At 54.9% G+C, this 11,529-nt stretch carries 11 protein-coding genes; 5 read left to right on the top strand and 6 right to left on the bottom strand.

The window, feature by feature from the left end; genetic code table 11:
* Window positions 1-9 precede the first annotated feature (9 nt).
* From rsmG to rpmH, 6 genes are all read right to left on the bottom strand, one after another.
* A complete protein-coding gene (gene rsmG / locus QP109_RS01680) occupies window positions 10-708 on the bottom strand; it encodes a 16S rRNA (guanine(527)-N(7))-methyltransferase RsmG (protein ID WP_285022924.1) in 699 nt (232 codons plus the stop codon).
* Window positions 705-1,229 carry a Jag family protein gene (locus QP109_RS01685; RefSeq protein WP_270771815.1) on the bottom strand — a complete coding sequence of 175 codons (525 nt, stop codon included), beginning with the start codon at window positions 1,227-1,229 and terminating at the stop codon, window positions 705-707. The genes rsmG and QP109_RS01685 overlap by 4 nt, the downstream gene beginning before the upstream one ends.
* A 102-nt stretch (window positions 1,230-1,331) precedes the next feature.
* Window positions 1,332-2,669, bottom strand: a complete 1,338-nt coding sequence (gene yidC, locus QP109_RS01690) for a membrane protein insertase YidC (protein ID WP_101628102.1) — start codon at window positions 2,667-2,669, stop codon at window positions 1,332-1,334.
* Between the two features lie 10 nt (window positions 2,670-2,679).
* Window positions 2,680-3,093, bottom strand: coding sequence for a membrane protein insertion efficiency factor YidD (gene yidD, locus QP109_RS01695; RefSeq protein WP_285022926.1), 414 nt, complete (start codon window positions 3,091-3,093; stop codon window positions 2,680-2,682).
* Window positions 3,090-3,443, bottom strand: a complete 354-nt coding sequence (gene rnpA / locus QP109_RS01700; RefSeq protein ID WP_101628104.1) for a ribonuclease P protein component — start codon at window positions 3,441-3,443, stop codon at window positions 3,090-3,092. The genes yidD and rnpA overlap by 4 nt, the downstream gene beginning before the upstream one ends.
* Window positions 3,444-3,453: 10 nt before the next feature.
* On the bottom strand, window positions 3,454-3,594 hold the full coding sequence (gene rpmH, locus QP109_RS01705) for a 50S ribosomal protein L34 (protein WP_101628105.1): 141 nt from the start codon (window positions 3,592-3,594) through the stop codon (window positions 3,454-3,456).
* Between the two features lie 509 nt (window positions 3,595-4,103).
* On the opposite strand from rpmH, the gene dnaA reads away from it, so the two are divergent.
* The 5 genes from dnaA (at window position 4,104) to gyrB (ending at window position 11,520) form a co-directional block, all read left to right on the top strand.
* Entirely contained in the window at window positions 4,104-5,669 is a 1,566-nt protein-coding gene (dnaA, locus tag QP109_RS01710) for a chromosomal replication initiator protein DnaA (RefSeq protein ID WP_502929262.1), read from the top strand.
* A gap of 574 nt (window positions 5,670-6,243) precedes the next feature.
* Window positions 6,244-7,380, top strand: a complete 1,137-nt coding sequence (dnaN, locus tag QP109_RS01715; RefSeq protein WP_285022929.1) for a DNA polymerase III subunit beta — start codon at window positions 6,244-6,246, stop codon at window positions 7,378-7,380.
* 5 nt (window positions 7,381-7,385) lie between these two features.
* Window positions 7,386-8,573: a DNA replication/repair protein RecF gene (gene recF / locus QP109_RS01720; RefSeq protein ID WP_006680596.1), complete on the top strand. Its 1,188-nt coding sequence runs from the start codon at window positions 7,386-7,388 to the stop codon at window positions 8,571-8,573.
* On the top strand, window positions 8,570-9,244 hold the full coding sequence (locus QP109_RS01725) for a DciA family protein (protein WP_285022931.1): 675 nt from the start codon (window positions 8,570-8,572) through the stop codon (window positions 9,242-9,244). The genes recF and QP109_RS01725 overlap by 4 nt, the downstream gene beginning before the upstream one ends.
* 248 nt (window positions 9,245-9,492) lie before the next feature.
* On the top strand, window positions 9,493-11,520 hold the full coding sequence (gyrB, locus tag QP109_RS01730) for a DNA topoisomerase (ATP-hydrolyzing) subunit B (protein WP_006680598.1): 2,028 nt from the start codon (window positions 9,493-9,495) through the stop codon (window positions 11,518-11,520).
* Window positions 11,521-11,529 lie beyond the last annotated feature (9 nt).

The following is an 11,529-nucleotide window of genomic DNA, read 5'->3' on the forward strand; positions in this document are numbered from 1 at the left end:
ACCCAGAGCCTACTTCTGGCGCTTGCAGACAACCACGTACGTAGATTCTTCTTCCATGATGGAAGGAACCTCGTGGATTTGAGCGCGCAAATGATGGCTCTTCAATTCCTTGGCTGCCTCATCAACTTCGATGGGTGCACGGCGCCCCTTCAAAGCGACCAGTGATCCGCCCGGAGCAATGAGCTTCGTTGTCATGCGGATCAGTTTCGACATATTGGCGACCGCGCGTGCGGTAATCGCGTCAGCCTGTCCTTTGCCACGCAGTTCTTCGGCGCGCACCTGATGCAGAGTGACATTGTCCAATGCTAGGTGGTCGATGACATCGCTCAACCACTCGCAACGACGCTGCATGGGTTCAGCAAGGTGGACATCCAATTCAGGACGGCAGATCGCGATGATGATACCGGGAAGTCCCGCGCCCGAACCGATGTCAAGAATCTGCCCCGTGCGGGGAAGGAAATCGAGAACGGCTGCTGCATTGACAGCGTGGCGCGACCACAGTCGAGGCATTTCACGCGGACCGACAAGTCCTCGAATTTCGCCTTCTTCTTCGAGCATGTGGACATATTCTTCGACGTCAGAAAAAGCCGGTCCGAAGAATTCGCGTACCTCATCGGTGGGCTGTTCCGGGATAAACGGATCTCCGACCTTACGCTTCAGCGGGTCAGAAAACTCGCCCTGACCAGCTGAAATATCAAGTTCGCTCACTCGGCGTCGCTCTCTTCACCCTCGTCGGATTCATCGGCGGGAAGGATGACAACGCAACGGTGGGGTTCGGAACCCTCGGACTCGGAATGCAGGCCCTCGGTGGCGACAACGTCGTGGCAGACCTTGCGCTCGAAGGGGTTCATCGGGTCGAGCTTCTGAGCCTTGCCGGTGGCGCGCAGGCGTGCGATTGCTTCCATCGTGACATCCTGCAGTTCGGCCTTGCGGTTGGCGCGGAAGCCAGCAATGTCGAGCATCAGGCGCGAACGTTCACCGGTTTCGGTCTGAACTGCCAGACGGGTCAGTTCCTGAAGTGCGTCGAGGACCTCGCCGTCTTCACCGACCAGGCGTTCGAGTGTACCGGACTCTTCGGAGATAATCTCGACGCTTGCGCGATCATTCTCAACGTCGATCTCAATGTCGCCATCGAAGTCAGCGATATCCAGCAGCTCTTCCAGGTAGTCGGCTGCGAGTTCGCCCTCTTCTTCGAGGCGCTCAATCGTGGACTTGGTCTTCTCACTCATGTGGTTCTCCCTTTATTTTCAGCTTGGGTGCGATGCACTATTCACGGGGCCGGCCACCCGGACAGAACTGGGTATCTTCAAACGGGCCGGGCCGCGTATTCTTTAGCGTTTCTTCTTATTGGACTGGCGGCGGGCCTTGCGACGCTCTTGCCGACGGCGCTCGAGCTCATCGGCTGACAGGCCGGAAGTGTCTAAGACAGCGGCTTTGCGATCTTCGCGAGCACGATCGCGTTCGGACTGTACCTTGCGCTGTTCGCGGGACATCTTCTTAGCCTGCTCGCGTTTTTTCTGCTGGGCGCGACGTTCATCAGCCTTCGCGGTTGCATCCTTGACGCCACGCATCCACATTTCGTCGGGAAGCGTGGTCCATTCCTGCATGGACAGGTTGCGCAGGACAGAGACCTTTTCGCCGGCGCTCATGGTTTCAGGGAAGTCGGTGGCGACCTTCTGAGCCTTGGCCTTCGAGGCTGCTTCAGCGAAGGTCTTCTCGTTCAGAGCGATAACCTCGGCGTTGTCAGCGGTTGCGGGCAGGGCAGAGCGGGCTTCGTCGTAGGAAGCGAAGAAGGGCTTTGCCCATTCGGCGTAGCGAGCTTCGCGGTGTGCGACGAGCTCCTTGTAGGCCGGCGAGCCGGGGGTCGGCATGACCTTGATCGTCCAGAAGGACTGACCGAGTGCCCAGAAAGAACCGGTCAGCATGTAGACCAGAACGCCCATCTGGAAGAAGGCGCCGGAGAACACGAACATCAGTGGCATGACGTAGAGCATGGACTTCTGAGACTGAACCATCGGGTTGTTCGGATCCATTGCCGGTGGCATGTTGCGAACCATAGACATGCGCATGGAGTAGAACTGCAGGCCAACCATCACGATAATCGCGATGACGAAGACGGCGACGGCAACAGTGCCATCACCGGAAGTAATGGTGTGCGACAGCGGGACACCGAAAACAGTCGAGCCGTTGATGTCGGATGCGACTGCCTGGGTGATCGGACCGAGATGATCGGTTTCGATGCCGGCGTACTTGTAGGTGCCTGCTGCTAGGTCCTTAACCGCGTAGATGGCGCGGTACATGGCGAACAGGATCGGCATCTGGACCAGCAGTGGCAGACAGGAAGCAAAGGGGCTGACCTTGTACTTCTTGTAGAGAGCCTGAGTTTCTTCGGCCTGCTTCTGACGTGACAGCTGGTCGGTCTTGCCCTTGTACTTGGCTTGGATGCGCTGCATTTCAGGCTGGACAGCCTGCATGGCGCGCGAGCTCTTAATCTGCTTGAGGAATAGCGGCACGATCATGATACGAACGATCAGGGTCAGCAGGACGATTGAAATCACCCAGGCTACGCCCGAACCGGATGAGAATCCGATCAGCTCGAGGAAATCGTGGATCTTCACCCATACCCACGCCACCGCTACGGCGAAGGGGTGAAGGATCTTGTCAAACATGCGCGCTCCTTCAAGAAGTGCGGACGCTGGAAGCGTCCTTCGGTCGTCCGGCGGATGCCGGGAAATTCTGGGGGATGGTGAACGAAGCATATTCGTCGCTCATGCCCATGGGGGCGGGTCGCACGATGTCGGTTGCGTTACCGGCCCAATCGTCTGGTGGTACCCATGGCTCTGGTTTCCAGCGTTCAACTTCGGGGACGTGGTCGACTCCGCCGTGGCTCCAAGGGTTGCATCGAAGGAGTCGCCAGGTGCCAAGGATGATGCCTTTGACAACTCCGTGGATTTCGATGGCTTGGAGCGCATACGCCGAGCAGGTGGGTGCATATCGGCATCGTGGTGCGATTCTGAGTGAAATGTACCGCTGGTAGAAACGAATCGGGTAGGTGAAGATTCGCTTTACTAGTTCACGAGGCCACGCACTCATCGAGCGTCCCACTTCTTCCAGGCGCGGTGAAGAGCCGAGTCTAGGTGTGTAGCGAGCTCGTCTGATGTACAGCCGAGGGCCTGGGAGCTTGCTCGAACGACGATGCGTGAACCGTCGGGCAGAGTGTCGAGCCGATCGCGCATGAGGTGCCGGAGCTGTCGTTTCACACGGTTGCGTCCCGTGGCCAGTTTGATTTCCTTTTTGGGTACGACGAAACCGACGAGGGAATTCAACTGACCCTCGTCGGTTCGAGCGTGGACAATCAGGACTCGATCTCCGGCCCGTTTACCCTGTCGAAAGGTTAAGCGGAAATCGTCTGGATCGACCATCCGGTGTGCGCGAGGCAACACCAGTGCAGTCTCAGGCAGACAGCTTTGCGCGACCCTTGCGGCGACGCGATGCCAGAATGGCGCGGCCGGCGCGGGTGCTCATGCGCAGACGGAAACCGTGCGTCTTGGCACGACGGCGGTTATTGGGCTGGAAAGTCCGCTTGGTGGTCACAGCTGTTCTCCTTGGCGGCGAGCACCAGCACCGCTGGCACTCACCTTATCGGTTGTATTGATTCAGATTCCACCGCACCCGTTGTGCGCAGGAACCTCTTGCGCGCCCATTTGCGTGGGCACAGACAGATATTCAGATTAGAAGTTCGGGTTGTATCAGTCAATGTGAGGGCGCTGTCTGTGACGAAGTCCCCGTATCCACAACTGTGGAATACCTTGGGGATAACTTTTCCACAAATGAAAATCACACGAATTTCTTTTCGTTAGCGTGAACGTCGATTCTTTGGCAGAACTACGCGCTGACACTTTTGTAACTACATATATGTGATTTAAAGGTTTTTATCCACAACTTCATCCACAGGCTGTGAATCATCCACAAGACAAGTAGAGTAGCGACGTCGCCACTGCTCAATGAGGGGCATAATTCGGTGATAGACCTCACACAACTTCGCACTATTTAAAGGATCGATTGTGGAAACTCCATCGTTGAATGCTGCTTGGACACAAGCATTGGAGTTACTTGCCAAGACAGATCTTGGTCCAGCAGGCATGGGATTTCTTCAATCCACACGTCCTTTGGGCAATATCGAAGGCACAATCCTTCTGTCCGTTCCCAATGACTTCACGAAGAACTGGATTGAACGCTCATCGTCGAGCGTCACGGACGCTCTATCTCAGACCTTTGGAAAACGCATCAGGATCGCCATCACCGTTGATCCGGACATGGAACTGCCAGAAACCACCAACGAAACAGAGCACCAGGCGAAGAATGTGGGGGCGGCCTCGTCAACCGAAGATAATCAACCAACTACCAATGAGGTACTCAGCGCGGGGCACCACCACGCCGGCGATACACCCACCTATGCACAGAGCTTTTCGTACCCGTCGGCAGAAGAACGACTTCGGCAGCTCGAAGGTGTTGAAGCCATCAATGACTTCCCAGATTCTTCGTTTGAAGAGCTCGATCCCAAGCGATTCTCATACGTTGCACCTCAATCAACCGGTCGCGAACTCGATACCTCGTCAGCCAGGCTGAACCCGAAACACACATTCGATACCTTCGTTATTGGTCCGTCGAACCGCTTCGCTCACGCGGCAGCAGTTGCCGTTTCGGAATCTCCGGGAACTGACTTCAACCCGCTGTTTATCTACGGCGAATCCGGACTGGGAAAAACACACCTTCTGCAAGCAATCGGCCACTACACTCTGTCGCTCTACCCAAACCAGAAGGTCCGCTACGTATCATCCGAGGAATTCACCAACGAATTCATCAACGCAATTCGCGTCAACAACCCCGATAACTCTGCCGTTGAAGAATTCCACCGTCGATACCGTGAACTCGACCTACTGTTGATCGACGACATTCAATTCCTTTCTAAGAAGGAACAGACGATGGAAGGTTTCTTCCATACGTTTAATGCCCTCTATCAGGCCAATAAGCAGATCGTCATTACCTCGGACGTTCAGCCCAAACACCTCGAAGGCATTGAGGAACGTTTGAGGTCACGTTTCGGATCGGGTCTGCTGGTTGACGTTCAGCCACCAGATCTGGAAACGCGTATTGCGATCTTGCAGAAGAAGACCTCGGACGAAAATCTGGATATTGACCCTGAAATCTTCACGTACATTGCTGAACGTATTTCGTCGAATATTCGTGAGCTCGAAGGCGCAATCCTTCGCGTAGTCGCGTATGCGAACCTCTACCACGAGAAGATTGACCTAGCGTTGGCAGAGATGACCTTGAAGGACTATATCTCTGACCCAGACGACACTGAAATCACTATTCCGCTGATCATGGGTCAGTGTGCAAAGTATTTCAACGTCACTATCGACCAGATTTGTTCAACTGATCGCAGTCGCGCAATTGTCGAAGCACGTCAGATCGCCATGTATCTCTGTCGCGAGCTCACCGAATTATCTTTGCCAAAGATCGGTCAATCATTTGACCGTGACCATTCGACGGTCATGCATGCGAATAAGAAGATCTTGGAACAAATGAAACAGCGTCGCGAGGTCTATAACGACGTCACTGAACTGACAAATCGTATTAAGAAGGCATCGCGAGGCGAAAACTGACGACTCGACCTGTTGCGGTCACCCTATTCGAAGTCTGTACCCCTTCAAAGATATCGAAGGGCGGAACCATACCTGCCTGCCGTTACTGCACATCGAATATCAGAGCTTTCCTCGGTGTGAATGACACAGTGGAAAACGTGTCATTTGTTGGTGATGGAGTGGGCTTACTTGTGAATGACAAAATCCATTCATTTTTCATCCACAACTGCTCCTGTGTCATTCACACGATCGTACTCAACTCTATCCACGATCAGTGTGGCGATATTCCAACGAAAAACATGGTTTTCCACTGTGTACACAACACTGATGATGAAAGTTCCTTTTAAAAAACGCGTAGCAAAAAAATCAACCAACCAGATGTGAGCGCTCCACCTTGTGGATTCACGCTGAATGAGTCAATTGGAATCTATCGCGTTGGACGCGGTGAATGACGGGCAACCGAACAACGATAAAAGTGTCAGACGATAGTTATTGACAACAAATTATTTCCCACGTGAATAGTTGTGGTGCATACAGGTAGAATGGCGAGGCATATGTCGTACGTACGTTGACCGAGTTTTAATTGGAGGCCGGCATGAAGTTCACCGTCGCGAGGGACGTTCTTTCTGAGGCAGTGTCGTGGACTGCTCGTGCCCTGCCTGTTCGCCCTGCTAGCCCCATCCTTGCCGGTGTTCGTATTCATGCAGCCAATGAGGAACTGACCCTTTCATCATTCGATTACGAGGTCTCCGCTAATTCGCGTATTCCAGCCAATGTGGAAGAAGAAGGTGAAGTTCTGGTTTCAGGTCGCCTGCTGGCAGACATTTCCAAATCGTTGCCGAATAAGCCAGTCACCATTGAACTTGATGGTCAGAAGGTGAATATGCGATGCGGTTCTTCGCACTTCACGCTTGCTGTTATGCCTTTGGATGAATATCCGTTGCTTCCGGCTCAGCCACCGCTTGCGGGCACCGTTGACTCCGAGGTTCTTTCGCAGGCTGTTTCTCAGGTTTCTATTGCCGCATCGCGCGATGACACTCTGCCGATTCTGACCGGTGTTCGAATGGAAATCGACGGCGAACACATGACCTTGCTTGCCACTGACCGTTACCGTCTGGCAATGCGTGAACTTGATTGGGAGCCTGCTGATACTTCGATCGAACAGGTTGCCCTAGTGAAGGCTCGCATTCTTCAGGATGTTTCGAAGTCAATGACGTCGGGTGCCAAGGTCGAAATTGGTCTGTCCAATGAAATAGTTGCGGGCGGGGCCTCATTGATTGGCTTCGCATCGTCGAACCGTCGAACCACGTCGACCATGATGGACGGCGATTACCCGCCGGTTCGCGGCCTGTTCCCTGAATCTACGCCAATCACCGCAGTGTGCGACCGCCACGAACTGCTTGAAGCTGTGAAGCGTATGTCGCTGGTTGCAGAGCGCAAGACCTCGGTTCGCCTGTCTTTCTCGGATGGTCAGCTGGTTCTCGAAGCCGGTCAGGGAGATAACGCTCAGGCATCCGAAGCAATTGAAGCTCACCTGAATGGTGAAGATATTGCGACCGCGTTCAATCCGCAGTTCCTGCTTGATGGCCTGGGCGTTCTCGACACGGATTTTGTTCGTTTCGGTTTCACTCACCCGACCAAGCCCGCCGTGATGACCGGCCAGTCGAAGGTGGATGAAGGCGAAGTGACGCAGTTCCGCTACCTGTTGATGCCGATTCGCTTCGGTGCCTGATCTTCATGCGCGTCTCGCACGTCGCGCTTGATGATTTTCGATCATGGTGCCACGTCGTCATTGAATTACCGGCTGGTCCCACGGTCTTTCTTGGCGCCAACGGTCAGGGGAAAACAAACCTCATTGAGGCTATCGCTTACCTGTCGACATTTTCTTCGCACAGGGTGTCTGCGGAGTCCTCGCTGGTTCGTATTCCGTTAGATGTCGAGGAGCGCCCGCCGGCTGGAGCGTTTGTCCGCGTGAAGACAGCCTTGGAAGACGATCGCTCCCAGGTTCTTGAGCTTGAGATCGTGCGTGGCAAGGCAAATCGGGCGCGAATTAATCGCACGAACGTGAAGCCGAAAGACATTCTGGGTCTCGTTCGTACGGTTGTCTTTGCACCCGAGGACTTGCAGATTGTTCGTGGAGATCCCAGCGTACGCAGGGCATTTCTTGATGATATTGCGGTTCAGATTCACCCCCTGTATTCGCAGACGAAGTCTGATTTTGACAGAGTGGCGCGCCAGCGGGCTGCGTTGATGAAGCAGGCGCAGGTGGCATTGCGACGGGGTCGCATCCCAGATATTTCAACGCTGTCTGTGTGGGATGAGCGGTTCGCTGAATTGTCCAGCCAGGTCACGGCAATGCGAGCATCTCTTGTTCGTCGATTGTCTGATCCCGTGGCAACGGCATATGACGATGTTGCCGATTCTCCTCGCCACTTGGTTTTGGCGATGGATGCGTCAATCGACCGAAAAATCGGGACGAATCCGGACGATCCGACAAGCGCCGACTTGGAGAATGTTGAGGCGCAGACTCAGCGTCTGTTGGCCGCCTTAGAACGTATTCAGGATCAAGAGATGGAGCGGGGAGTGAACCTTGTGGGTGCTCACCGTGATGATCTGTCATTGTGTCTTGGACATATGCCTGTGAAGGGCTTTGCGTCCCACGGCGAATCCTGGTCGGTGGGGTTGGCTCTGCGTCTTGGAGCTTTTGATCTTCTGGCTGATGACGGTGAAACCCCGATTCTGATCCTCGACGATGTGTTCGCCGAACTTGATACGAAACGGCGAGCTGGACTCACCACGCGTATGGATAAAGCGGATCAGGTGCTGATCACCGCTGCTGTTGAGGGCGATATTCCTCCCGAATTGGATGCACACGTTGTGAAAGTGGCGTGGTCGGTCGACAACGGCTCGGAAGTCCAAGAATGAACGAGACCGAAGAAGACTTCCTGGCAGCGGCCTTGGCGCGTGCTCAGATGGATGCGCGCGCACGAGGTTTCACGCGTTCACCCGTGCCCACGTTCGTCATGCAAGGAGTGAAAGGTCCGACTCCGGGGGCACTTGTTGGCGCGAATGAAGATTGCGCGGTGGATATGTCTCGTGGTCAGGCAGATCTATCAGCCGAATCTGATTTCAGCGACAAGATGGCTGAAGCCGGCGACTTGAGTGGCGTTGTTCAGGCTCAGCGCCATCGCCCAGAGGTGTGGGTAAAGACACCGGGCATGGCTGCCATGCATCGCTCGTATCATCGGTCTGGGCGTATTGATTCGATCCTGAGTTCGTTTGTGAAGGATAACAGCTGGTCGAATCAGATCCAGATTGCGTCGGTGTCGAATCGCTGGCCCGAGATTGTTGGTCCGAATATTGCCGAGCACACGCACATTGAAAGATTCGAAGGCAAGAAGATTGTTGTGCGCTGTACGTCAACGGCGTGGGCGAAACAGCTGCAGTTATTGCTCCCCAGAATTCTGCGTCGCATCAGCGAGGTTGTCGGTAGTGGCGTGGTGGAACAGGTTGTGGTTTTGGGACCGGTGGCGCCTTCGTGGAAGAAAGGTCCGCTGTCGGTACGAGGCCGGGGTCCGCGCGATACATACGGCTGATTGGGGCCGGATCAGGTGACGATGATGCGACCGGAAAATACACGTGTTTTTCTGGTGTGCGCGTCGATGATTGTCTGTTTCTTATCACGGTGAGGGTGTGACTGGTCACATACCTATATTCGCAGGTCAGAAGATATTTCATTGCCTTTGTCACGGCGTGAGTTTCCCCGGTTTTATGGTCATTTTTGGTAGAATTAATGCGTTAAATCGTTGGGTTTTTCAGGCCCAGCTTGTATGAGGGGAGCCGCGTGGCTGACAACGAAAAGACGACAGGCGGGGCTGAAGGCTACGGCGCTTCAGACATCACCGTTCTGGAAGGGCTTGAGGCGGTTCGTAAGCGTCCAGGTATGTATATCGGTTCAACCGGTGAGCGCGGTCTGCACCACCTGGTCTACGAGGTCGTCGATAATTCTGTTGACGAAGCTCTAGCTGGATATGCGGATCACATCGAAGTAACAATTCTTGCCGATGGTGGTCTTCGCGTCGAAGATAACGGTCGAGGTATTCCCGTTGATATTCACCCGACCGAAGGTAAGCCCACGGTTGAGGTTGTCATGACCATCCTGCACGCCGGTGGCAAATTCGGCGGTGGCGGATACGCGGTGTCCGGTGGTCTTCACGGCGTCGGTATTTCGGTTGTGAACGCGCTGTCGACCCGCGTCGACACGATTGTCCGTCGTCAGGGTTATGCGTGGCGGATGTCCTTTGCCAACGGCGGTACGCCGATCACGAAGCTTGAACGTGGCGAAGAAACCACCGAGACGGGCACAACACAGACGTTCTACCCGGATCCAAATATCTTTGAAACCACCGAGTTCTCCTTCGAGACCCTGCGTCAGCGCTTCCAGCAGATGGCCTTCTTGAACAAGGGTCTGCGTATTTCGCTGACCGATGAGCGCCCCACCGCTGTTGATGAGGGCGACGAGATCACCGGCGATGAAATGGGTCCCGCAGACGATCCGGTTCCCGGTCACCGTCAGGTCACCTACATGTACGAACACGGTCTACGTGACTACGTCGAATACTTGGATTCGGCGAAGAAGATCGAAACGATCAACAATGACATCATCGACTTCGAATCGGAAAACGATGAAGGCACGATGAGTGTCGAGATCGCGATGCAGTGGACCACAGCCTACTCGTCCAGCGTCCACACTTTCGCGAATACGATTAACACGACCGAAGGCGGTATGCACGAAGAAGGCTTCCGCACGGCGCTGACGACCATTGTGAACCGCTACGGTCGCGATAAGGGAATCATCAAAGAGAAGGATGACAATCTGACCGGCGATGACGTCCGCGAAGGATTGACAGCCGTCATTTCGATCAAGCTGACCGAACCGCAGTTCGAAGGTCAGACGAAGACGAAGCTCGGCAACACCGAGGCACGTACCTTCGTTCAGCAGCAGGTATATTCCCAGCTCACCGACTGGTTCGATGCTCACCCCGCAGACGCGAAGGCGATCATTAACAAGGGTCAGCAGGCGCAACAGGCACGCGTCGCAGCCCGCAAGGCTCGCGAAGCCACCCGCCGTAAGGGTGTCCTTGAATCAGCGTCCATGCCGGGCAAGCTTCGTGACTGCTCCTCGCGCAAGGCTGAAGAATGCGAAATCTTCATCGTCGAGGGCGACTCCGCAGGTGGTTCCGCCGTTGGTGGTCGCGACCCCGAACACCAGGCGATCCTGCCGATCCGAGGCAAGATCTTGAACGTTGAAAAGGCTCGCCTTGATCGCGCGCTGTCCTCTGACACGATCCGCTCACTCATCACAGCGTTCGGTACCGGTATCGGTGAAGACTTTGATCTTGAAAAGCTCCGCTACGGCAAGATCGTTATCATGGCCGACGCCGACGTCGACGGTCAGCACATCGCAACCCTGCTTCTCACTCTGCTGTTCCGCTACATGCGACCGCTGATCGAACAGGGCCACACCTATATCGCAATGCCTCCGCTCTACCGCATCAAGTGGACGAACGCCGAGCACGAATTCGCTTACTCAGATAAGGAACGTGACAAGCTTCTCGCAGCGGGTCAGGCAGCTAATCACCGCCTGCCCAAGGAAGGTGGCATCCAGCGTTACAAGGGTCTGGGCGAAATGAACGACCACGAGCTTTGGGAAACCACCATGGACCCGGCTCACCGTATCCTCAAGAAGGTCACCCTCGATGAGGCCGCCGACGCCGATGAGATCTTCACGATCCTCATGGGCGACGACGTCGATCTTCGTCGTTCCTTCATCCAGCGCAACGCCTCTGACGTGCGCTTCCTCGATATCTGATCTAACAGT

It is taken from the genome of Pauljensenia sp. UMB9872 (assembly GCF_030212665.1).
GTDB classification, from domain to species: domain Bacteria; phylum Actinomycetota; class Actinomycetes; order Actinomycetales; family Actinomycetaceae; genus Pauljensenia; species Pauljensenia turicensis_B.